The organism is Burkholderia sp. A2 (assembly GCF_001729305.1).
GTDB classification, from domain to species: Bacteria; Pseudomonadota; Gammaproteobacteria; order Burkholderiales; family Burkholderiaceae; genus Burkholderia; species Burkholderia sola.
In genome coordinates this window covers 25,363-45,453 of the sequence record NZ_LZXX01000083.1, presented here as the reverse complement: position 1 = coordinate 45,453, position 20,091 = coordinate 25,363, and the positions used below count along the sequence as shown (strand labels likewise).

The window sequence follows — 20,091 nt, the reverse complement described above, 5'->3', positions numbered from 1 at the left end:
TGGGAACGAACGCGTGCACGTGCACACCGCTCATCGCGCGTCCCCGGTACGCCGTTCGATCGCACGAATCACGGCGACCATGTCGGCCGCGCCGTGTCCGGCTTGCTCGGTCTCGCCGTAAAGCGCGTGGCAGATGTCGAGCAGCGGCGACGCGATGCCGATGCCGCGCGCGGATTCGGCGACGAGACGCGCATTCTTCAGCACGTCGGTAATCGCGGCCTGCACCGAGAAATCGTCCGCGACGAGCTTGCCGAGCTTCACGCGCGACACGTCGCTGGCCATCGGGCCGGCATTCAGCACGTCGGCGAAGCGCGCGAGGTCGATACCGTGACGTTGCGCGAAATGCGTGGCTTCGGCGAGACCGGTGACCATCGTGATCAGGAACAGGTTGACGGCGAGCTTCATCGTCAGCGCCGACGGCACGTCGCCGCACACGAAGCTGTCGCGGCACAGCGGCTTCACGAGCGCGCGGACGGCATCGACGTCGTCTGGCGCGCCGGCCAGCATCACGACGAGCTGCCCGGCTTCGGCCGGCTTGCGCGAGCCCGACACCGGCGCCTCGACGTAGCGGCCCGACGCGGCGGCGATGTCATCGGCGAGCGCGCGCGAGTATTCGGGCGCATTCGTGCCCATGTTGACGATCGTGTGTCCGTCGACCCGGGCGGCAAAACCGGGCGTGCCGCGCGCGAGGACGGCATCGATCGCCGCGTCGTTCGCGAGCATCAAAATCACGGTGCGGCAGGACCCGAATACGTCGTCGATGTCCCCGGCCACGCGCGCGCCGGCGTCGCGCAGTGCATCGTCGTTGCCGTGCGAACGGCTCCACACGACGAGCGGCGTGCCGGCCCGCGCGAGATTGAGCGCCATCGGCGTGCCCATCACGCCGAGACCGATGAATCCGACTGCGGTTTGCATGGTGCTGCTCCCACGGTAGCTGGTGACGATCGTGGAAGTCAGTATCGCAGCGTTTTCGCATGCTTGCCATGTGGCCCACGCGAGCGGGGAAGCCGCGTCATCGCCGCTACGCAAGGTTCGCCAGATACGGCCACGGATAAATGCCGCGTGCATGACCGTCGCCGAACAGGAAGCGCACGCCGTAGCCGAGCGCTTCCACGCCGTCCAGTGTCAGGCCCGGCCGCGCGTCGATATGGCCGCCGTCGAGCCGGACCTTTCGGCATTCCGCACACGGGCAGTCGCTGCGCAACCGCGCATAGCCGATACGTTGCGTGGCGCCGTCGGGCCAGCGCAGCGTCAGTGCGTGCGCCGGGTGATCGAGTGCGATGTCGGTCGGCGCGATCATCGCGATGCGTCGTCGATCTGTCCGATCGCGATCCGCACGGCCTTGCGGACTTCGGGGTCGCGATCGCCGAGTGCGTCGTGCAGCGCGGGCAGCGTCGCCCGGTCGCGCAATTCGCCGAGCGCGAGGGCGGCTTCCTTGCGCAGATTGCTGATCGCATGCGGGAGCAGCGCGACGACGGCCGATGCCGCGGCCGCATCGCGCAATTGTCCGAGCGCACGCACGGCGCGCACGCGCACTTGCCAGTAATCGTCGTCGAGCGCGGCGACGAGCGGGTCGCGCGCAACGGCGGCGCGCAGCTTGCCGAGCGTGGCCGCCGCTTCCTCGCGCACCTGCCATTCGGCGTCGTGCAGCGCCGCGAGCAACGCGGTGACGACGGCCGCATCGCCCGCCGATGCAAATCCGATTGCGCCGACCGCCGCGCGCCGCACGTCGGCATCGGCATCCGTGGTCGCGATGCGCGCGAGCGGCGACAGCGCGCGGCCGTCCTTGAGCCAGCCGAGCACGACGACCGCTTCCGCGCGTACGGCAGCGGCGCTCGCGTCGAGCGCGCGCAGCGCGGGCGCGAACGCGTCGGGGTCGCGCAACTCGCGCAAGCCGCGCAGCACGGCGGCGCGCACGAACGGCTCGGGTCGGTCGGCCCACCGGCACAGCAGGGCGCCCGATGCCGCGTCCTTCAGATCGGACAGGCTGTGCGCGGCGGTCGCGCGCACGCCGTCGTCGGGATCGAGCAGCGCGTGGCACAGCGCGTCGACCACATCGGGTTGCTCCCATGCGCCGAGCACGCGTGCGGCCTCGCTGCGCACGTCGGTCGACGGGTCGTCGCGCAGCGCCGCGACGAACGACGGCACGAGTTCGGGCGCTTCGAGATCGGCGAGTTCGAGCAGTGCGATGCGGCGCACCGACGCATCGGCTGCGGCGAGGCGCGCGACGAGCGCGGCCTGATCGGCGGCCGGCACGCCGGGCGACGGGAAAGCGGGGGAAGAAGCGGTCATGGAGCAAAGTCGGTGCGGTGAATGGGCCAGTACGCGCGCTCAGGCGGCGTTGCGCAACAGCGCGAGACAGCGGCGCTTGATGTCGATGAATACGGGCTCGGTCGTGCTGTCGTCGGTGCCGGGCCGCGCGCCGTGTCAGCGCAGCAGGTACGGAATATCGACCTTGACCGCGCCGGTCGGGCAGTCGCGTTCGCACGGCATGCAGTACCAGCATTCGTCGAACTGCATGTACGCCTTGCCCTTGGTGACGTCGATCGCAAGCAGGTCGAGCGGGCACACGTCGACGCACACGGTGCAGCCCTTGTCGGCGATGCACAGCGACTCGTCGATCGTCACGGGCGCGCTGCTGCGCTGGAAGATGTCGTGCGGGGTATGGGGCATGGCAAGGTTCCTTACAGGGCGGCCGCGAGCGCGGCCGGTTCGCGGATGCGCAACTGCGCGTAGGCGCCGCGTTCGTCGTCGGCGAGCGGCACGACGTAGGGTTCGACCGGCCGCTTCTCGCTGCGCATCGCGCCCGCGGCATCCTTGCGCAGCCACGTGTGGCAGAACCATTCGGCATCGTCGCGGTGCGGAAAATCGACGCGATGGTGGTACAGCCCCCAGCGGCTCTCGGTGCGGAACAGCGACGCGCGCGCAGCCATTTCCGCGCAGTCGCGGATCGCGCGCACTTCGGCCGCACGCATCAGTTCGTGCGGATTGTTCGCCTTTATTTCTTTGATGTCCTCAGTAATGCCGTCAAAACGTTGCAGCCCGATTTCCATCTTGCGCGTCACCTTCGGCGGTTGCAGGTAGTCGTTCACCATCCGGCGCAGCTTGTACTCGACCTGAGCCGGCGCGAGGCCGCGCTCGCGCTGCAGCGGCGCGAGCACGCGGGTGCGTTCGGCATCGACCTGTTCATCGTCCACTGGTGCGTGCTCGCGGCCGGCTACGTAGTCGGCCGCGTTTTGTCCGGCGAACCAGCCGTACGTGAACGCACCGAGCATGTAGTTGTGCGGGACGGCCGCCATGTCGCCGGCGGCGTACAGCCCCGGCACGGTCGTCTCCGCGCGCGCATTCACGTACACGCCCGATGCGCTGTGGCCGCTGCAGAAACCGATCTCGGAGATGTGCATCTCGACCATCTGGCTGCGGTAGTCGGTGCCGCGCCCCGCATGGAAGCGGCCGCGGCTCGGCCGTTCGTTCGTATGCAGGATCTGCTCGATGGTGCGGATCGTTTCTTCAGCGAGATGGTCGAGCTTCAGGAACACGGGGCCGTTGCCGCTCTGCAGTTCCTGGTAGAACTCCCACATCATCTGGCCGCTCCAGTAGTCGCATTCGATGAAGCGTTCGCCCTTGCCGTTCGCGGTGAAGCCGCCCAGGGGCCCCGTCACGTATGCGCACGCCGGGCCGTTGTAGTCCTTGATCAATGGATTGATCTGGAAGCATTCGAGGTTCGCGAGCGCGGCGCCCGCGTGATAGGCCATCGCGTAGCCGTCGCCCGCGTTGGTCGGGTTCTCGTACGTGCCCATCAGGTAGCCCGACGCCGGGAGGCCGAGGCGGCCGGCCGCGCCGCAGCAGAGGATGACGGCCTTCGCACGGATCACGTGGAAATCGGCGGTGCGGCAGTCGAAGCCGAGCACGCCGCTCGCGCGGCCCTGCGCGTCGGTCAGCACGCGCGTCGCGACGATCCGGTTCGTGATCGCGATGCGGGCGCGCTTCAGTTGCCGGTACAGCACCTTCTTGATGTCGTGGCCTTCCGGCATCGGCAGCACGTACGAGCCCATGTGGTGGACCTTCTTCACCGCATAGTCGCCGGTGCCGTCCTTCTCGAACTTCACGCCCCAGCGGTCGAGTTGCTCGATCGTCGCGAAGCTGTGCGTCGCGTACGCGTACACGGCTTCCTGGTCGACGATCCCGTCGTTGGCGATCGTGATCTCGCGCGTGTACTGCTCGGGCGTCGCATGACCGGGGATCACCGCGTTGTTCAGGCCGTCCATCCCCATCGAGATCGCGCCGCTGCGTTTGACGTTGGCCTTCTCGAGCAGCAGCACGCGCAGGGACGGATCGCGCTCTTTCGCCTTGATGGCCGCCATCGGGCCGGCCGTGCCGCCGCCGACCACGACGATGTCGTATTCGTGCACATGGGTATTCATCGCGGGTTCCTTGCAGGTTTGCGCGCCTTTTGCCGGTCGACGCGCAACCGGTACTGGAAGGCGTCGCCGCGGAAGTAGAGGTATTCGTAGTCGATCGGCGCGCCCGACGCGTCGTGCGTGAGGCGCTCGATGCGCAGCACGGGGCTGCTTTCCTCGACGTGCAGCGCGTCGACGATTTCGTCGTCCGCGAGGATCGCGTCGATCGACACGTCGGCATGACCGAGCGGGATGCCGCAGTCGTTCTCCAGGATCAGGAAGATGTCGCGGGTGGCGAGATCGGCGCCGGCGAGGCGCTTGCCGAGCGCCTCCGGCACCCAGGTCTGTTCGAGCGACACGGGTTCGCGGTTCAGCAGCCGCACGCGATGGATCTCGACGAGCGGCGCGCCTTCGGGCACGTTCAGCTTCGTCGCGAGATGGCGATCGGCCTTCACGGTGCGCAGGCTGCGCAACTGGTTGACGATCTCGTAGCCCATCGACGACATCGCCTCGGCGAAGCCCTGCAGCGACGTCACGTTCTGGAACGCCTTCGGCTTCGACACGAACGTGCCCTTGCCGTGCAGCTTGAACAGCAGGCCTTCCTTCTGCAGATCGCCGAGCGCCTGGCGCACCGTGATGCGGCTCACGTCGAACATCGCGCAGAGCGCGTGCTCGGACGGCATCCGGCTGTGCGGCGCGTAGGTGCCGTCGAGTATGCGCGCGCGCAGCGTGTCCTTGATCTGCACGTAGAGCGGGGCCGCGGACAGCGGCACGACGTTGGGCGGGTTCATCGGTCAACTTGTTATAACAAGATGGGGCGAGTGTAGCCAGCACGAGTGCGTGCCCCAACCAACGATTTCTGATTTCGAATTTCCCGTTGAGGAAAAGTGGGGCGCGCGATCCGACCCTTGCGAGCCGCGCGCAATCGCCGACAATAAAAATCCGCGGACCACGCGCCTCGCATGTCGATTTCCCGATGCGTCGCCCGTCGTATCGATATCGACCGGGCAGTGTGCCGCGCCATGCGGCCGGCAGCCGGTTTCCGCAAATGGCGCAACGAACCAGGAGAGGCCACATGACACGCCACATGCCGGATTCCCGATACCGCTGGGTGATCGTCGCCGCGGGCGGCCTGATGGGCTGCGTCGCGATCGGCGCGATGTTTTCGTTGCCGGTGTTTCTACGGTCTATCGCGCGCGATACGGGCTGGTCGATGACCGGCATTTCCGCCGCGATGACGCTTGGTTTCATCGCGATGGCGTTCGCAAGCATGGCGTGGGGCAGCCTGTCGGACCGCGTCGGCACGCGGCCGGTGGTCATCGCGGGCGCCGTGCTGCTGTCGGCGAGCCTCGCGCTGGCGAGCCGCGCGCCGTCGCTGCTCGTGTTCCAGTTGACCTTCGGCCTGGCCGTCGGCAGCGCGACGGCCGCGATATTCGCGCCGATGATGGCGTGCGTGACCGGCTGGTTCGATACGCACCGCAGCCTCGCGGTGTCGCTCGTGTCGGCCGGCATGGGGATGGCGCCGATGACGATGGCGCCGCTGGCCGCGTGGCTCGTGTCGGTTCGCGACTGGCGCACGTCGATGCTGCTGATCGCCGCGCTGGCGGCCGTCGTGATGATTCCGGTATCGCTGCTCGTGCGCCGGGCGCCCGCGCTCGATGCTGGATCCATGCACGCGGCGGCTGCGCCTGCGTCTGCCGCCGCGCCCGCCGCGATGTCGGTCGCGGATGCGCTGCGCTCGCCGCAGTTCATGGTGCTCGTGCTGACCAACTTCTTCTGCTGCGCGACGCATTCGGGCCCGATCTTCCATACGGTCAGCTACGCGGTAACTTGCGGGATTCCGCTGATCGTCGCCGTGTCGATCTATAGCGTCGAAGGGCTCGCGGGCATGGGCGGCCGGATCGCGTTCGGGATCCTCGGCGATCGGCTCGGCGCGAAGCGCATGCTGGTGGCGGGGCTGCTCGCGCAAGCGCTGGGCGCGCTCGGCTACTACTTCGTGCGCACGCTCGACGGCTTCTACGCGGTCGCGACGCTGTTCGGTTTCATCTATGCGGGCGTGATGCCGTTGTATTCGGTGCTCGCGCGCGAGAATTTCCCGCTGCGGATGATGGGTACCGTGATCGGCGGCTGCGCGATGGCCGGCAGCCTCGGGATGGCCACGGGCCCGGTTGCCGGCGGGCTGATCGTCGATGCGTTCGGCAGTTACGGCTGGCTGTACCTCGGCTCGTTCGTGATCGGGATCGGCGCGTTCCTGATCGCGACGATGTTCCGCCCGTTCGCGAAGGCGCGGCCGGAAACGGCGGCTGCGTGATCGGGCAGCGGGGGATGCGCATGGCGTTTTCACCGCGTCGACAGCGGTCGGCTGCATCGGCGGGATAAGAAATGGGTCCGGATACGCGTTCCATTTGCACGCGTCCAAACCGCGCTCAGCCTGCTGCGGCGCAGCAGAGCGGCAACTGACGGCGATCGGCACGCATGCGCGGCGATTCGGCCCCTAAAAACACAATATCGAGCATGTATTCGAAGGGCCTGTCATACCGGCGTCACCCTGCTAGAATTCGGCCTGCCGCATTGTTCCGATTGACTGATGAGATTGCTTGACGCCCTGGTCGAACAACGTATTGCCGCCGCCGCCGCGCGGGGCGAGTTCGACGATTTGCCGGGTACCGGCGCGCCACAGGCGCTGGATGACGACCTGCTCGTGCCCGAGGAGGTGCGCGTGGCCAACCGTATCCTGAAGAACGCGGGCTTCGTGCCGCCAGCCGTCGAGCAACTGCGCGCGCTGCGCAACCTGCACGACGAAGTGCAGGCGGTCAGCGACCGTGCCGCGCGCTGCCGGCTGCAGGCGAAGATCCTTGCGCTCGACATGGCGCTCGAATCGTTGCGCGGCGGCCCGATGGTGATGCCGCGCGATTACTGCCGACGCATCGCGGAGCGCCTGTGCGAGCGCGGGCTCGACGACGCGCCCGCCGAAGCGGGGACGATGTGACGTCTGACGCGCTGCACGACGCAGCACGCTCGGCAGCCGCCGCGGCCGCTGACCCCGCCGCCGATTCTCCCGTTCCCGAAACCGCGCCCGTCTCGGCGCGGGACCTGCATTTCATGCGTCTTGCGCAGGCCGCCGCCGAAGAGGCGCGCGCGGCCGGTGAAGTGCCGGTCGGCGCGGTGCTCGTGCGCGGCGACGAAGTGATCGCCCGCGGCTTCAACCATCCGATCGGCGGACACGACCCGTCCGCGCATGCCGAAATGGCCGCGTTGCGCATGGCCGCGCAGCATCTGCAGAATTACCGGATGCCCGGCTGCGAACTGTACGTGACGCTCGAGCCGTGCCTGATGTGCGCAGGCGCGATCATGCACGCCCGCATCGCGCGGGTCGTCTACGGCGCGGCCGACCCGAAGACGGGCGCGTGCGGCAGCGTGATCGACGCATTCGCGAATCCGCAGCTGAATCACCACACCGCAGTGACCGGCGGCGTGCTCGCCGACGAATGCGGCGCCGCGCTGAAGTCGTTCTTCGCCGAGCGCCGTCGCGCGCTGCGCGACGCGCGGCTCGCCCGCGACGCCGAATCCGGCGCGTCATAGGCTGCGTCCCGCCGCGCCCGGCGTGCACGGTTTTCGTGAACCGGACACGGTTCAGGCCCTCTAAGCAGGTTTGACGACCCCGACACCCTTCGCCATGTCCTTCCAGCCCGCCGCGTCCTACACCATCCGCCTGCTGGCGCCGTCCGGCTATCCGCACGACCCCGACGCGATCAACCGCGCGCTCGAGCGCCTCAGCACCGCGCAGCAACGCATCGAGAACATCGAGGCGACGCAGCGGCGCTTCCAGCGTTTCGGCGGCACCGACGGCGAGCGGGCAGGCGACCTGAACCGGCTCGCCGATCCCGAGCGGCCGCTGCCGGACATCGCGCTCGCAGTGCGCGGCGGCTACGGCGCCGCGCGCATCCTGCACGGCCTCGACTATCGCGGGCTCGAACGCCGGTTGCGCGACCAGCCGGTCGCGCTCGTGGGTCACAGCGACTTCACGGCGATTCAACTGGCGCTCTACGCGAAGGCGCGCATCAAGACGTTCGGCGGCCCGATGCTGTCGGCCGACTTCGGCGCTCAAACGCCGAGCGACTTCACGATGCAGCATTTCTGGCAGACGCTGACGCAGTCGAGCACGACGATCGTCGCCGACGCACCGCAGGTGCAGGCGGTGAACGTGACCGGCACGCTGTGGGGCGGCAACCTCGCGATCCTCACGTCGCTGGTCGGCACGCCGTACATGCCCGATATCGAAGGCGGGATCCTGTTCATCGAAGACGTCAACGAGCAGCCGTTCCGGATCGAGCGGATGATCTATCAACTGCACCTGTCGGGGCTGCTCGCGCGGCAGCAGGCGCTCGTGCTCGGCCAGTTCACCGGCGCACGGCCGTTCGAGTACGACAACGGCTACGACATGCAGGCGATGATCGACCAGGTGCGCGCGGTGGTCGGCATCCCGGTCGTCACGGGGCTCCAGTTCGGCCATGTGCCAGATCTGCTGACGCTGCCGTTCGGCGCCCACGCGCAACTGGTCGCGAATGCGCACGGATTCCGGCTCACGCTGTCCGACTATCCGCATCTCGGCTGATGCCGGCGCGATCGATCGAAAGGCGGGGTTTCCCGCCTTTTTCTTTATTCATATACGCAACTAACGGTCAATATTTTTCGTTGGCGCCTACGGGCGCTTCGCCCGTTTTTGCACCAATTTTGTCAACAAAATAAGCGGGCGGGCATACGACGAGAGGGGCCTCCATCTTGCCTGTCAGGCTTGTATTGCTTGGATGTTGTGCGCATTGCACCGAATAGGAACACCGCTCGCGCACATCGATTGTGCGAAATACTTCAAAAGAATTGTTGACAATCTTTATGTCCACCCTAGGATGAGGACCATCACACGATGCAGATCATGAACGAGCCCGATTCCTCCCCGTCCGGTGCGACCAGCCCCGAAGCGATCGCCGAGCGGATCCGCACCGCGATCCTCGAGCATCGGCTCGCGCCCGGCGCGAAGCTGACGGAGGCGCAGCTCTGCGACGTGTTCGGCGTGAAGCGCGGGACGATCCGCCAGGCGCTCGCTCAGCTCGCGACCGACAAGCTGGTCGACCTCGAGCCGAACCGTGGCGCATTCGTCGCGAGCCCGACGCTGCAGGACGTGCACGAAGTGTTCGAGATGCGCCGGATCATCGAGCTTGCCGTCGTCGAGCGGCTCGCGACCGGCCCCGGCGCCAGGCGGCTGAAGGGCGTCGCGGCGCTGATCGACAAGGAACGCAAGGCGTTCGAGCGGCACGACTTCGCGGCGTGGATCCGGCTGTCGGGCGAATTCCATACGGCGCTCGCGACGCTGATGGGCAATGCGACGCTCAGCGAGTGCCTCGAAGGGCTCGTCGCACGCTCGACACTGATGTCGGCGCTGTACGAATCGCACGGGCGCAGCCCGTGCTCGTGCGACGACCACGACGAGATCCTCGCCGCGCTGGAGGCGGGCGATCCTAAGCAGGCGGTGACGCTGATGGCGCGCCACCTGCAGCATGTCGAACTGAAGATGCTGGACCGGCCCGCGCAAGGGCAGGTCGATTTGCGCGAAGTGTTCGGCGGCGCCTGAGCGGCGACGCGAACCCGGCCGCGCGCCACACGACGAGCGCAATGCAGGCCTGCGGTGTTTGCCGCGGGCCGCGGGTCCGACTCCGGGCGATGATCCGGAGCGATATCGATGACGGTGGAGCGGCCTGTCGGCCGCGTCAAGGAGAAGTCATGGCTCAGTTCAGTGTGGCGCACGACAGCGCCTATCCGGCGGAAGAAGGCGGCGAGGGCGGCGGTCCCGCACTGCGGGATGGTTACAGCGAACGTCTGTACAACGAAGATTTGGCACCCCTTAAAAATCAGACATGGGGTTCGTACAACATCTTTGCGTTCTGGATGTCCGACGTGCACAGCGTCGGCGGCTACGTATTCGCGGGCAGCCTCTTCGCGCTCGGGCTGACGAGCTGGCAGGTGCTGATCGCGCTGATCGTCGGCATCGGCCTCGTGAACGCGCTGTGCAACCTGATCGCGCGGCCGAGCCAGCAGATCGGCGTACCGTATCCGGTCGCGTGCCGCGCGACGTTCGGCGTGCTTGGCGCGAACGTGCCGGCGGTGATCCGCGGGCTGATCGCGATCGCGTGGTACGGCATCCAGACCTATCTCGCATCGAGCGCGCTCGTGATCGTCGTGCTGAAATTCTTCCCGCAATGGCTGCCGTATGCGGACGTTCATCGCTACGGCTTCCTCGGGCTGTCGGCGGTCGGCTGGGCCGGCTTCATGCTGCTGTGGGTGCTCCAGGCGTTCGTGTTCTGGAACGGGATGGAGACGATCAAGAAGTTCATCGACTTCGCGGGCCCGGCCGTCTATGTCGTGATGTTCATCCTCGCCGGCTACATGGTGTGGCGCGCGGGCTGGCGCAACATCGGCATCAACCTCGGCGGCGTCAAGTATCACGGCGCGGAAGTGATTCCGGTGATGATCACCGCCGTGTCGCTCGTCGTGTCGTACTTCTCCGGGCCGATGCTGAACTTCGGCGATTTCTCGCGCTATTGCCGCTCGTTCGGCGACGTGAAACGCGGCAATTTCTGGGGGCTGCCCGTCAACTTCCTCGCGTTCTCGCTCGTCACGGTGATCACCACCGCCGCGACGCTGCCGGTGTTCGGCGAACTGATCACCGACCCGGTCGCGACGGTCGGCCGCATCGACCATCCGACCGCGGTGATCCTCGGCGCGCTGACCTTCACGATCGCGACGATCGGCATCAACATCGTCGCGAACTTCGTGTCGCCGGCGTTCGACTTCTCGAACGTCGCGCCGCGCCTGATCAGCTGGCGCGCGGGCGGGATGCTCGCGGCCGTCGCGTCGATTTTCATCACGCCGTGGAACCTGTTCAACAACCCGGCCGTGATCCACTACACGCTCGACGTGCTCGGCGCGTTCATCGGCCCGCTGTACGGCGTGCTGATCGCCGACTTCTACCTCGTCAAGCGCGGCCGTCTCGTGCGCGACGACCTGTACACGATGTCCGAAAGCGGCGCCTACTGGTATACGGGCGGCGTGAACCGCCGCGCGCTGGCCGCGCTGCTGCCGGCGGCGGTGATCGCGGTCGTCTGCGTGATGGTGCCGGGCTGGCAGGCCCTCGCGAATTTCTCGTGGTTCATCGGCGCGGGGCTCGGCTTCGCGTTCTATCGGCTGCTCGCGAGCGCGAACGCGTAAGGAGCGTGCGATGAAGATCCGACTGATCAATCCGAATACGACGCAGCGGATGACCGACGCGATGGGCCGCTGCGCGCGCGAGGTCGCGGCTGCCGGCACGGAGGTCGTGGCCGTGAGCCCGCCGATGGGGCCGCCGTCGATCGAAGGCTATTACGACGAGGCACTCGCGACGCCGGGCCTGCTCGCCGAAGTCGCGCGGGGCGAGCGCGACGGCTGCGACGCGTACGTGATCGCATGTTTCGGCGATCCGGGCCTGTACGCGGCGCGCGAGCTTGCGCGCGGGCCGGTGATCGGCATCGCCGAGGCCGCGATGCATGCGGCCAGCGTGCTCGCGCCGGGCTTCTCGGTCGTCACGACGCTCGCGCGGACCTGCGGGATGGCGTGGCACCTCGCGGAGCGCTACGGGATGAAGCGGTTCTGCCGCAACGTGCGCGCGACCGACGTCGCGGTGCTCGAACTCGACCGGCCCGGCTCGGCCGCGCGCCGGATCATCGTCGACGAATGCCGGCGCGCGCTCGACGAGGACGGCGCCGACGCGATCGTGCTCGGCTGCGCGGGGATGGCGGAATTCGCGCACGAGATCGAGCAGCAGATCGGCGCGCCGGTGGTCGAGGGCGTCACGGCGGCCGTGAAGTGGGCCGAGGCGCTCGTCGCGCTGCGCCTCGCGACCGCGAAGCGCGGCGACTACGCGCGGCCGCTGGCGAAGCGCTACGACGGCGCGTTCGCCCGCTTCAGCCCGCCGGACGGGGAGGCGGCCGAACCTCCGCCGAATTTGCCGCAACCGCACATACACACCGTCTGACATGCACTATCTGCGCCGCTGTATGGGCGCGTATCAACGTTTTCGCTACACTGGGCCGTCATCGCATCGGCTCGCGCGGCCGGCCGCCGGCACCGCGCAGTCGATGCGAACCCGTTATTCGAGCCCGCTCATCCGGCCTGCTCATTCAGCCTGCTCATTCAGCCTGTTTTCGCCGCACTTCGAACCATGTCACTCGATCCCAACTATCCTCGCGACCTGATCGGCTACGGCCGCCATCCCGTGCAGGCGAACTGGCCGGGGCGCGCCCGCGTCGCCGTGCAATTCGTGCTGAACTACGAGGAGGGCGGCGAGAATTGCGTGCTGCACGGCGATCCGGGCTCCGAGCAGTTCCTGTCCGAGATCGTCGGCGCGGCCGCGTATCCGGACCGCCACATGAGCATGGAGTCGATCTACGAATACGGGTCGCGGGCCGGCGTGTGGCGCATCCTGCGCGAATTCGAGAAGCGCGGGCTGCCGCTGACGGTATTCGGCGTCGGCATGGCGATCGAGCGGCATCCGGAGCTCGCGCGTGCATTCGTCGAGCTTGGCCATGAAATCGCATGCCACGGCTGGCGCTGGATCCACTACCAGAGCATGACGCCGGAGCTCGAAGCCGAGCACATGCGCCTCGGGATGGAAGCGATCGAGCGCGTGACGGGCGAGCGTCCGCTCGGCTGGTATACGGGCCGCGACAGCCCCAACACGCATCGCCTCGTCGCCGAATACGGCGGCTTCCTGTACGACTCCGACAACTACGGCGACGACCTGCCGTTCTGGATGGACGTCGAGGTGTCGGGCGGGCGCACGTCGCCACAACTGATCGTGCCGTACACGCTCGACACGAACGACATGCGCTTCGCGACGCCGCAGGGCTTCAACACCGGCGACCACTTCTTCCACTACCTGCGCGACGCGTTCGACGTGCTGTACGCGGAGGGCGACGAGGCGCCGAAGATGCTGTCGATCGGCATGCATTGCCGGCTGCTCGGCCGGCCGGGCCGGTTCCGCGGGCTGCAGCGGTTCCTCGATCACATCGAGAAGCACGATCGCGTGTGGGTGACGCGCCGTGTCGATATCGCGCGTCACTGGCGTGAACATCATCCGTATCAGCCCAATCATCGAAACGAAGGGAAAGCATGAAGGCGATGCGCTACACGTTGGAACAACTGAACACGATGGCGCCGAGCGCATTCGTCGCGGCGCTGTCGGGGATTTTCGAACATTCGCCGTGGGTGGCCGAGGTCGCCGCGGGCAAGCGGCCGTTCGCGAGCATCGACGCGCTGCACGAGACGATGTCGGAAGCGGTGGAAACCGGCGGCGAAGCGCGCCAGCTCGCGCTGATCAACGCTCACCCGGAGCTGGCCGGCAAGGCCGCCGTGCGCGGCGAGCTGACGGCCGAGTCGACCCGCGAGCAGAGCGGTGCGGGCCTCGACCAGTGCACGCAGGAAGAATTCGACAAGCTGCTGACGCTGAACCGCACGTATCGCGAGAAATTCGGCTTCCCGTTCATTCTCGCGGTGCGCGGCTATGACCGCCACGGCATCATCGCGAACTTCGAGTCACGCGTGAATCATTCGCGCGACGAGGAACTGCGCGCGAGCCTCGACCAGATCTACCGGATCGCGCGCTTTCGCCTCGACGACCTGATCGACGCCTGACACCGCAATACGGCCCGCTGCGTCGCAGCGGCCGATCGTCTCACTGAAACAAGGAAACATCATGGCTGTTCCGCTTCTCGATCCGAACGCGCCCGATTTCACGCGGCGCTACGTGAATCTTGCCGACCCGCGTCTCGGTGCGCAGGCGCTCGAGGCGAGCGACGATTTCTTCGCGCCGAAGGACCGGATGCTGAACCCCGAGCCGGCCGTCTTCATCCCCGGCAAGTATGACGATCACGGCAAATGGATGGACGGCTGGGAAACGCGCCGCAAGCGCACGACCGGCTATGACTGGTGCATCGTCAAGCTCGCGCGCCCGGGCGTGATCAAGGGCTTCGACATCGACACGAGCCACTTTACCGGCAACTTCCCGCCGGCCGCGTCGATCGAGGCCGCGTTCGTGGCCGACGGCGCGCCGACGCACGCGACCGAGTGGGTCGAGATCGTCCCGTCGACGACGCTGCAAGGCAACAGTCATCACTACGTCGAAGCGGGCGACGCGCGCGCGTTCACGCATCTGCGCGTGAACATCTACCCGGACGGCGGCATCGCGCGCCTGCGCGTGTACGGCCAGCCGCAGCTCGACTGGGCCGGCGCGAGCGCGACCGAGCAGTTCGACCTCGCGGCGATGGAAAACGGCGGTTACGTGGTGGCGGCGAACAACCAGCACTTCGGCGTCGCGTCGAACCTTCTGCTGCCGGGCCGCGGCGTGAACATGGGCGACGGCTGGGAAACCCGCCGCCGCCGCGAGCCGGGCAACGACTGGGCGATCATCGCGCTCGCGCAGCCGGGCGTGATCCGCAAGATCGAAGTCGATACCGCGTTCTTCAAGGGCAACTACCCGGATCGCTGCTCGATCCAGGCCGCGTATGTGTCGGGCGGCACGGACAGCTCGCTGATCACGCAGTCGATGTTCTGGCCGGTGCTGCTCGGCGAACAGAAGCTGCAGATGGACAAGCAGCACTACTTCGAACAGGAGATCGCGTCGCTCGGCCCCGTCACGCACGTGCGACTGAACATCATTCCGGACGGCGGCGTGTCGCGCCTGCGTCTGTGGGGGACGCTCGACAAATGAAGACGCTTGCCATCGAACCGCTGACCAGGGAGGCGTTTGCGCCGTTCGGCGACGTGATCGAAACGGAAGGGGTGAAGCAGATCCCGATCAACCTCGGCACGACGATCCGCTTTCACGATCTCGCGAAAGTCGACGTGACCGATGAAGGCGGCCGCCCGCTCGTCAACCTGTTCCGCGGCCAGCCGCGCACGCTGCCGTTCGAGGTGAAGATGCTGGAGCGGCATCCGCTCGGCAGCCAGGCGTTCGTGCCGCTGAACGACCAGCCGTATCTCGTCGTCGTCGCACCCGCGGGCGAGCTCGATCCGGCGAAGATCCGCGCGTTCGTGACGAGCGGCTGGCAGGGCGTGAACTATGCGAAGGGCGTGTGGCATCACCCGCTGATCGCGTTGGGTGGCGTCAGCGATTTCATCGTCGTCGATCGCGGCGGCGACGGGCTGAACCTGAACGAGCAGGATCTGCAGGAGTCGCTGTGGCTCACGGAGGATGCGCTGGATGCGGTGACGGCCTGAGTCAGGCCGATCGTTCGTCTGTCGACACCCGCGCAACCTGCGCGGGTTTTTTTATGTGCGCTCGCTGGCGCGCGAATCAGGTTGACGCGGCCTTGCGCGTATCGCGCGAACCGTTGCCGCCGCGCCGCCGGTTCGCAACCGGCGCATGCCGGGCCATCAGCTCGGCGACCCAGTCGACGAACACGCGCAGCTTCGCGCTGACATGCCGGTTCGGCGGGAACGCGACATACATCGGCATCGGTTCGAGTTGCCATTGTTCGAACAGCGGCACCAGCTCGCCGCTCGCGCGATACGCGGCGGCTATGTAGTCGGGCAGCCACAGGATGCCGAGGCCCGCGAGGCCGGCTTCGAGGTATGCATTGCCATCGTCGACCGCGAGCACGTAGCGCCCGCGCACATTGACCTGCTCGCCGTCGCGTTCCATCGCGAACGGCAGCGTCTTGCCGGTGCGCGCCCACAGAAAGCCGACGACCCGGTGATGCGTGTCCTCGAGTTCGGCCGGATGCGACGGCGTGCCGGCGCGCGCGAGATAGGCGGGCGATGCGTACACGCCGAGCCGCAGGTCGCCGATGCGGCGCGCGACCAGTGCGCGGTCGGTCGGTTCGCCGCCGCGCACGACGCAATCGACGTTCTCGCCGATCACGTCGACCACACGATCGCTCACGCCCATGTCGAGCTGGATGTCCGGATAGCGCGCATGGAACGCGGGCAGCGCGGGGATCAGGATCAGGCGCGCGAACGGAGTCGGCACGTCCACGCGCAGCCGCCCTCGCGGCGACGCCGACGCGGCCGACAGGCTCGTTTCGGCATCGTCCATGTCGGCCAGCAGTCGTACGACGCGCTCGTAGTAGGCGGCGCCGTCGGCGGTGACGACGACCTTGCGGGTCGTGCGGTTGAACAGCTTCACGCGCAGCCGCGCTTCGAGCTGCTGCACCAGTTGCGTGACGGTGGTGCGGCTCATGTGCAGCGTTTCGGCTGCCTTCGTGAAGCTGCCGGCTTCCACCACGCGGGCGAACGCCTGCATTGCGTCGAATCGATCCATCGGTCGGGGCTCCGCGTCGGTCGCAGATTGTTTGGAGTGCGCAAACAGTGTTGGACAGGGTTGCCGGTTTATCCGTCGCGCAACGGTCCTTAAAGTGCCTCCATCGTGGATGCAAGGGCACGTCGCCCGACAAGACCGATGGAGGTGTCGAATGGCAAAGCGTAGCGTAGTTTTTCCGCCGGGTCGCCAGGCGCTGTACGACCGCAACCGTTATTCGCCGGCGCTGCGCTCGAACGGCTTCCTGTTCGTATCCGGGCAGGTCGGCAGCCGCGAGGACGGCTCGCCCGAGCCCGAACTGGGCGCGCAGGTCCGCCGCGCGTTCGAGAACCTGAATGCGGTGCTGCGCGCGGCCGGCTGCACGTTCGACGATGTCGTCGACGTGACGGTGTTCCTCGTCGATCCCGAAGCGACGTTCGAGCGGGTCTGGGAGATCGTGCCCGAATACTGGGGCGACGCACCGCATCCGACGCTGACCGCCGTCGGCGTGACCTGGCTGTACGGGTTTCAGTTCGAGATCAAGGCGATCGCGCGGTTGCCGGAGACGGTCGACGCGTGACCGGACGCTTCGTGCGACCGTTCGACGTGAGCGTCGACGCGGCGCCCGCGCTCGCGTATCACGTTGTATATCCGCGGCACATGCAGGACGATCCGCGCCGCGACTGGCTCGCGGACGAAGTCGCGATGGTGTGCGCGTAGCGCGTGCTATCGTGCCCGCATCGCCACCACACGACGCCCGGTTCCGGGCATGATCTTCCGATGAGCCAGCCTGAAAACGACCTCGCGGTCCTGCTGCGCACGATGCAGCCCGAACTGCATCCGGGCGCATTCGCATTCATCGCGCTGCCGCACGACGCGGACGTATCGTTATCCGAAGTGATCGCGACGTTCCGCGAAGCGGAAGGGCTGACGGTCGTGGTCGACGAGGAGACGGCCGCGCGTCGCGGCTGGCCGGTGCTGTTCCGGGCCGCATGGATCACGCTGACCGTCCATTCCGACCTCGCGGCCGTCGGCCTCACGGCCGCGTTCGCGCGGGCGCTCGGCGCGGCCGGCATCAGCTGCAACGTGATGGCCGCCGCGTACCACGATCACATCTTCGTGCCGTTCGACGACGGCCCGCACGCACGCGACGCACTCATCGCACTGCAGCGGGACGCGATGCGCGGCTGACGCGCGAACGGCATTCCGCCGCGCGGGCAAAAAAACGGGCCCGTCACCGGGCCCGCGAACGGAGAGCATGGCGCCGGCGAATGACGTCCGGCGCGCGGCGGCTTACCTGACCGCGCCACCCTCGAACCAGGCGGCGAGCTTGGTCCGCTCGTCGTCGGTCATGTGCGTGACGTTGCCGATCGGCATCGCCTTCAGGCGCACGGCCTGGTCGTAGATCCGCTGCGCGTTCTTCGACACTTCGTCCGGCGTATCGAACATCACGCCCGCGGGCGCGCTGCCCATCAGCGTCGGCTTCGCCGAGTGGCATTCGACGCAGCGCTGCTGCAGGATCGGCATGATGTCGTGGATCGCGATCTTCGGTGCGTTGGCCGCTTGCGCTTCCGGCGCGACCGGCTTCGGCATCGTCCACACCAGCGCGCCCGACAGCAGCGCGACGCCGCCGATCGGCAGGTACCACAGCTGCTTGCCGCGGTGACGCATCACGAAGAACTGGCGGATCAGCGCGCCGGCCAGCATGATCAGCACGAGCACGACCCAGTTGAACTTGTTCGTGTACGTCATCGCATAGTGGTTCGACAGCATCGCGAATACGACCGGCAGCGTGAAGTACGTGTTGTGCACCGAACGCTGCTTGCCGCGCTTGCCGTAGATCGGGTTCGGTTCTTCGCCCTTGAGCATCTTGTCGACCATCTTGCGCTGGCCCGGGATGATCACGAAGAACACGTTCGCCGACATGATCGTCGCGAGCATCGCGCCGACGATCAGGTAGGCGGCCCGGCCCGAGAAGATGTGGCACGCGAGGTACGCGGCGACGACGACGTACAGGCCGACGCAGATGCCGAGCACGCGGTCGTTGGTGCCGAGCAGGCGGCACAGCGAGTCGTAGACGATCCAGCCGGCCGCGAGGAAGCCGAGTGCGGACGCGACGGCGACCACCGGGCCCATGTCGAGCACGTTCTTGTCGATCAGGTACGTGTTCGGGGCAAGCAGGTACAGCACGAAGAACAGCGTGAAGCCGGACAGCCACGTCGTGTACGACGGCCACTTCGACCAGTGCAGGTCATCGGGCATTTCCGGCGGTGCGACCGTGTACTTCTGCATGTTGTAGAAACCGCCGCCGTGGACGTGCCACAGCTCGCCGAACACCCCGCGCTTGCGCTGGTTCGGGTCGGTCGGCGGCTTCAGGCTGTTGTCGAGCGCGACGAAATAGAACGACTCGCCGATCCACGCAATGGCGACGATGACGTGCAGCCATCGCAGCGCGAGGTTCAGCCAGTCGGTGATGAAGCCTTCCATGAAACTCCTCCAGACTCAGATCGTTTGTCTTGATGCAGGCGCTGATTCGTCTGTCAGCTGCCGCGATAGGTGCTGTACGACCACGGCGACACGAGCAGCGGCACGTGGTAGTGCGACCCGGCGTCGGCGATGCCGAAGCGCAGCACGACGCGGTCGACGAAGCGGGGTTCGGGCACCTTCACGCCGAGCGCCGCGAAGTAGTCGCCGGCATGGAACACGAGTTCGTATTCGCCGGCGGCGAGCGCCGCGCCTTCGAGCAGCGGTTCGTCGCAGCGGCCGTCGCTATTGGTGAGCACGGTCTTGATCGCGCGGCGCGATTCGCCGTCCAGCGCGTAGAGGTCCACCTTGATGGCGGCGCCGGGACGGCCGTGCGCCGTATCGAGTACGTGGGTAGTGAGCTTTCCCATTCGTTGTTCCTTGTGTGAATGCGAGGTTCGGCGGCGACTCGATCCATTGACCGTGCGGCGGATCGAGGCTCCACGTCACGTGGCTACATACCCGTCGGCGAGAGTGAAGCGAGCGCCGTGCAGGCATTGTAAAAAGGTTCCCCGTGCAAATACGTACGCGATATCGAAGATAATGCGCCGCGCATGAGCGGCTGTCGACGGCCCGCCGGACAGGGCTGAGCGCGCCGGTGTCGGGCACGCGGCGGGGCATCGGGCGGCGTACCATACCGGATCCCTGAAGCAGGGTATTCGGGATCGCGTATTGTGCGCGGCGCGCACTTGGGCGATCCTCCCGCCGTGCGCGTCGGCCGGTGGCCGGGCGCACCCCGAAGACGGCGAGCACGCCGGGTAACCGGGCCAGGGCGTTCGAACGGACGCAGGCGCCGGGGCGTGCCGCGATTCAGCGTTCGAACGGCTGTGTGACCGCTTCCAG

23 protein-coding genes and 1 pseudogene are annotated in these 20,091 nt (G+C 67.3%); 14 read left to right on the top strand and 10 right to left on the bottom strand.

Annotation, left to right across the window (positions count from 1 at the left end):
• Positions 1–30: 30 nt before the first annotated feature.
• The 7 genes and pseudogenes from A9Z05_RS08075 to A9Z05_RS08050 form a co-directional block, all read right to left on the bottom strand.
• Positions 31–1,068: an NAD(P)-dependent oxidoreductase gene (locus tag A9Z05_RS08075; RefSeq protein WP_371090745.1), complete on the bottom strand. Its 1,038-nt coding sequence runs from the start codon at positions 1,066–1,068 to the stop codon at positions 31–33.
• A complete protein-coding gene (locus A9Z05_RS08070; protein ID WP_069617643.1) occupies positions 1,022–1,300 on the bottom strand; it encodes a gamma-butyrobetaine hydroxylase-like domain-containing protein in 279 nt (92 codons plus the stop codon). Before A9Z05_RS08070 ends, A9Z05_RS08075 begins: the two co-directional genes overlap by 47 nt.
• Positions 1,297–2,292 carry a HEAT repeat domain-containing protein gene (locus tag A9Z05_RS08065; protein WP_069617642.1) on the bottom strand — a complete coding sequence of 332 codons (996 nt, stop codon included), beginning with the start codon at positions 2,290–2,292 and terminating at the stop codon, positions 1,297–1,299. Before A9Z05_RS08065 ends, A9Z05_RS08070 begins: the two co-directional genes overlap by 4 nt.
• A gap of 39 nt (positions 2,293–2,331) precedes the next feature.
• Positions 2,332–2,421, bottom strand: a pseudogene (locus A9Z05_RS38360) (ABC transporter ATP-binding protein); the annotation flags it as partial.
• Between the two features lie 6 nt (positions 2,422–2,427).
• Positions 2,428–2,673 (bottom strand): ferredoxin family protein, encoded by a 246-nt coding sequence (locus tag A9Z05_RS08060; RefSeq protein ID WP_006490846.1) that lies wholly within the window; start codon positions 2,671–2,673, stop codon positions 2,428–2,430.
• An 11-nt stretch (positions 2,674–2,684) separates the two neighbouring features.
• A complete protein-coding gene (locus tag A9Z05_RS08055) occupies positions 2,685–4,424 on the bottom strand; it encodes a fumarate reductase/succinate dehydrogenase flavoprotein subunit (protein WP_069617641.1) in 1,740 nt (579 codons plus the stop codon).
• Positions 4,421–5,191 (bottom strand): GntR family transcriptional regulator, encoded by a 771-nt coding sequence (locus A9Z05_RS08050; RefSeq protein WP_069617640.1) that lies wholly within the window; start codon positions 5,189–5,191, stop codon positions 4,421–4,423. The genes A9Z05_RS08055 and A9Z05_RS08050 overlap by 4 nt, the downstream gene beginning before the upstream one ends.
• A gap of 296 nt (positions 5,192–5,487) precedes the next feature.
• On the opposite strand from A9Z05_RS08050, the gene A9Z05_RS08045 reads away from it, so the two are divergent.
• The 11 genes from A9Z05_RS08045 (at position 5,488) to A9Z05_RS07995 (ending at position 15,707) form a co-directional block, all read left to right on the top strand.
• Positions 5,488–6,711: an MFS transporter gene (locus tag A9Z05_RS08045; RefSeq protein WP_069617639.1), complete on the top strand. Its 1,224-nt coding sequence runs from the start codon at positions 5,488–5,490 to the stop codon at positions 6,709–6,711.
• Positions 6,712–6,987: 276 nt separating this feature from the next.
• Complete coding sequence (locus A9Z05_RS08040) at positions 6,988–7,389, top strand: DnaJ family domain-containing protein (protein WP_027784729.1); 402 nt, start codon at positions 6,988–6,990, stop codon at positions 7,387–7,389.
• On the top strand, positions 7,386–7,982 hold the full coding sequence (tadA, locus tag A9Z05_RS08035) for a tRNA adenosine(34) deaminase TadA (RefSeq protein WP_069617638.1): 597 nt from the start codon (positions 7,386–7,388) through the stop codon (positions 7,980–7,982). The genes A9Z05_RS08040 and tadA overlap by 4 nt, the downstream gene beginning before the upstream one ends.
• Positions 7,983–8,076: 94 nt before the next feature.
• A complete protein-coding gene (ldcA, locus tag A9Z05_RS08030) occupies positions 8,077–9,015 on the top strand; it encodes a muramoyltetrapeptide carboxypeptidase (protein WP_069617637.1) in 939 nt (312 codons plus the stop codon).
• A 309-nt stretch (positions 9,016–9,324) separates the two neighbouring features.
• On the top strand, positions 9,325–10,029 hold the full coding sequence (locus A9Z05_RS08025; RefSeq protein ID WP_069617636.1) for a GntR family transcriptional regulator: 705 nt from the start codon (positions 9,325–9,327) through the stop codon (positions 10,027–10,029).
• A gap of 149 nt (positions 10,030–10,178) precedes the next feature.
• Positions 10,179–11,663 (top strand): NCS1 family nucleobase:cation symporter-1, encoded by a 1,485-nt coding sequence (locus A9Z05_RS08020; RefSeq protein WP_069617635.1) that lies wholly within the window; start codon positions 10,179–10,181, stop codon positions 11,661–11,663.
• Between the two features lie 10 nt (positions 11,664–11,673).
• Complete coding sequence (locus A9Z05_RS08015) at positions 11,674–12,465, top strand: aspartate/glutamate racemase family protein (RefSeq protein ID WP_069617634.1); 792 nt, start codon at positions 11,674–11,676, stop codon at positions 12,463–12,465.
• 186 nt (positions 12,466–12,651) lie between these two features.
• Entirely contained in the window at positions 12,652–13,605 is a 954-nt protein-coding gene (puuE, locus tag A9Z05_RS08010) for an allantoinase PuuE (protein WP_034207577.1), read from the top strand.
• The gene (gene uraD, locus A9Z05_RS08005) at positions 13,602–14,123 is read left to right on the top strand and encodes a 2-oxo-4-hydroxy-4-carboxy-5-ureidoimidazoline decarboxylase (protein WP_069617633.1); all 522 of its coding nucleotides are present in this window, start codon (positions 13,602–13,604) and stop codon (positions 14,121–14,123) included. The genes puuE and uraD overlap by 4 nt, the downstream gene beginning before the upstream one ends.
• 61 nt (positions 14,124–14,184) lie before the next feature.
• A complete protein-coding gene (gene alc, locus A9Z05_RS08000; protein ID WP_069617632.1) occupies positions 14,185–15,198 on the top strand; it encodes an allantoicase in 1,014 nt (337 codons plus the stop codon).
• Entirely contained in the window at positions 15,195–15,707 is a 513-nt protein-coding gene (locus A9Z05_RS07995; RefSeq protein WP_069617631.1) for an ureidoglycolate lyase, read from the top strand. The genes alc and A9Z05_RS07995 overlap by 4 nt, the downstream gene beginning before the upstream one ends.
• Before the next feature lie 76 nt (positions 15,708–15,783).
• Here A9Z05_RS07995 and A9Z05_RS07990 read toward each other — a convergent pair whose 3' ends face one another.
• A complete protein-coding gene (locus tag A9Z05_RS07990) occupies positions 15,784–16,749 on the bottom strand; it encodes a LysR family transcriptional regulator (RefSeq protein WP_069617630.1) in 966 nt (321 codons plus the stop codon).
• Between the two features lie 151 nt (positions 16,750–16,900).
• Here A9Z05_RS07990 and A9Z05_RS07985 point away from each other — a divergent pair, with 151 nt between their 5' ends.
• From A9Z05_RS07985 to A9Z05_RS07980, 3 genes are read left to right on the top strand one after another with little or no spacing between them, the layout of a single operon-like run.
• Positions 16,901–17,305: a RidA family protein gene (locus A9Z05_RS07985; protein ID WP_069617629.1), complete on the top strand. Its 405-nt coding sequence runs from the start codon at positions 16,901–16,903 to the stop codon at positions 17,303–17,305.
• On the top strand, positions 17,302–17,445 hold the full coding sequence (locus A9Z05_RS36025) for a hypothetical protein (protein ID WP_256121914.1): 144 nt from the start codon (positions 17,302–17,304) through the stop codon (positions 17,443–17,445). The genes A9Z05_RS07985 and A9Z05_RS36025 overlap by 4 nt, the downstream gene beginning before the upstream one ends.
• Before the next feature lie 60 nt (positions 17,446–17,505).
• Positions 17,506–17,916 (top strand): ACT domain-containing protein, encoded by a 411-nt coding sequence (locus tag A9Z05_RS07980; protein WP_069617628.1) that lies wholly within the window; start codon positions 17,506–17,508, stop codon positions 17,914–17,916.
• Between the two features lie 102 nt (positions 17,917–18,018).
• On the opposite strand, the gene A9Z05_RS07975 is transcribed toward A9Z05_RS07980, so the two are convergent.
• A complete protein-coding gene (locus A9Z05_RS07975) occupies positions 18,019–19,212 on the bottom strand; it encodes a urate hydroxylase PuuD (RefSeq protein WP_069617627.1) in 1,194 nt (397 codons plus the stop codon).
• A 53-nt stretch (positions 19,213–19,265) separates the two neighbouring features.
• Entirely contained in the window at positions 19,266–19,619 is a 354-nt protein-coding gene (uraH, locus tag A9Z05_RS07970; protein ID WP_069617626.1) for a hydroxyisourate hydrolase, read from the bottom strand.
• Positions 19,620–20,091: the final 472 nt, after the last annotated feature.

What these genes read in the sequence shown, in the direction of transcription:
- puuE (WP_034207577.1), top strand. Translation starts at nt 12,652, where the DNA reads ATGTCACTCGATCCCAACTATCCTCGCGACCTGATCGGCTACGGCCGC.
- ldcA (WP_069617637.1), top strand. Translation starts at nt 8,077, where the DNA reads ATGTCCTTCCAGCCCGCCGCGTCCTACACCATCCGCCTGCTGGCGCCG.
- alc (WP_069617632.1), top strand. Translation starts at nt 14,185, where the DNA reads ATGGCTGTTCCGCTTCTCGATCCGAACGCGCCCGATTTCACGCGGCGC.
- A9Z05_RS07995 (WP_069617631.1), top strand. Translation starts at nt 15,195, where the DNA reads ATGAAGACGCTTGCCATCGAACCGCTGACCAGGGAGGCGTTTGCGCCG.
- A9Z05_RS07985 (WP_069617629.1), top strand. Translation starts at nt 16,901, where the DNA reads ATGGCAAAGCGTAGCGTAGTTTTTCCGCCGGGTCGCCAGGCGCTGTAC.
- A9Z05_RS08015 (WP_069617634.1), top strand. Translation starts at nt 11,674, where the DNA reads ATGAAGATCCGACTGATCAATCCGAATACGACGCAGCGGATGACCGAC.
- A9Z05_RS08055 (WP_069617641.1), bottom strand. Translation starts at nt 4,424, where the DNA reads ATGAATACCCATGTGCACGAATACGACATCGTCGTGGTCGGCGGCGGC.
- A9Z05_RS08075 (WP_371090745.1), bottom strand. Translation starts at nt 1,068, where the DNA reads ATGCACGCGGCATTTATCCGTGGCCGTATCTGGCGAACCTTGCGTAGC.
- A9Z05_RS08060 (WP_006490846.1), bottom strand. Translation starts at nt 2,673, where the DNA reads ATGCCCCATACCCCGCACGACATCTTCCAGCGCAGCAGCGCGCCCGTG.
- A9Z05_RS08065 (WP_069617642.1), bottom strand. Translation starts at nt 2,292, where the DNA reads ATGACCGCTTCTTCCCCCGCTTTCCCGTCGCCCGGCGTGCCGGCCGCC.
- uraH (WP_069617626.1), bottom strand. Translation starts at nt 19,619, where the DNA reads ATGGGAAAGCTCACTACCCACGTACTCGATACGGCGCACGGCCGTCCC.
- A9Z05_RS08040 (WP_027784729.1), top strand. Translation starts at nt 6,988, where the DNA reads ATGAGATTGCTTGACGCCCTGGTCGAACAACGTATTGCCGCCGCCGCC.
- A9Z05_RS07990 (WP_069617630.1), bottom strand. Translation starts at nt 16,749, where the DNA reads ATGGATCGATTCGACGCAATGCAGGCGTTCGCCCGCGTGGTGGAAGCC.
- uraD (WP_069617633.1), top strand. Translation starts at nt 13,602, where the DNA reads ATGAAGGCGATGCGCTACACGTTGGAACAACTGAACACGATGGCGCCG.
- A9Z05_RS08020 (WP_069617635.1), top strand. Translation starts at nt 10,179, where the DNA reads ATGGCTCAGTTCAGTGTGGCGCACGACAGCGCCTATCCGGCGGAAGAA.
- A9Z05_RS07975 (WP_069617627.1), bottom strand. Translation starts at nt 19,212, where the DNA reads ATGGAAGGCTTCATCACCGACTGGCTGAACCTCGCGCTGCGATGGCTG.
- A9Z05_RS08070 (WP_069617643.1), bottom strand. Translation starts at nt 1,300, where the DNA reads ATGATCGCGCCGACCGACATCGCACTCGATCACCCGGCGCACGCACTG.
- A9Z05_RS08025 (WP_069617636.1), top strand. Translation starts at nt 9,325, where the DNA reads ATGCAGATCATGAACGAGCCCGATTCCTCCCCGTCCGGTGCGACCAGC.
- A9Z05_RS07980 (WP_069617628.1), top strand. Translation starts at nt 17,506, where the DNA reads ATGAGCCAGCCTGAAAACGACCTCGCGGTCCTGCTGCGCACGATGCAG.
- A9Z05_RS08050 (WP_069617640.1), bottom strand. Translation starts at nt 5,191, where the DNA reads ATGAACCCGCCCAACGTCGTGCCGCTGTCCGCGGCCCCGCTCTACGTG.
- A9Z05_RS08045 (WP_069617639.1), top strand. Translation starts at nt 5,488, where the DNA reads ATGCCGGATTCCCGATACCGCTGGGTGATCGTCGCCGCGGGCGGCCTG.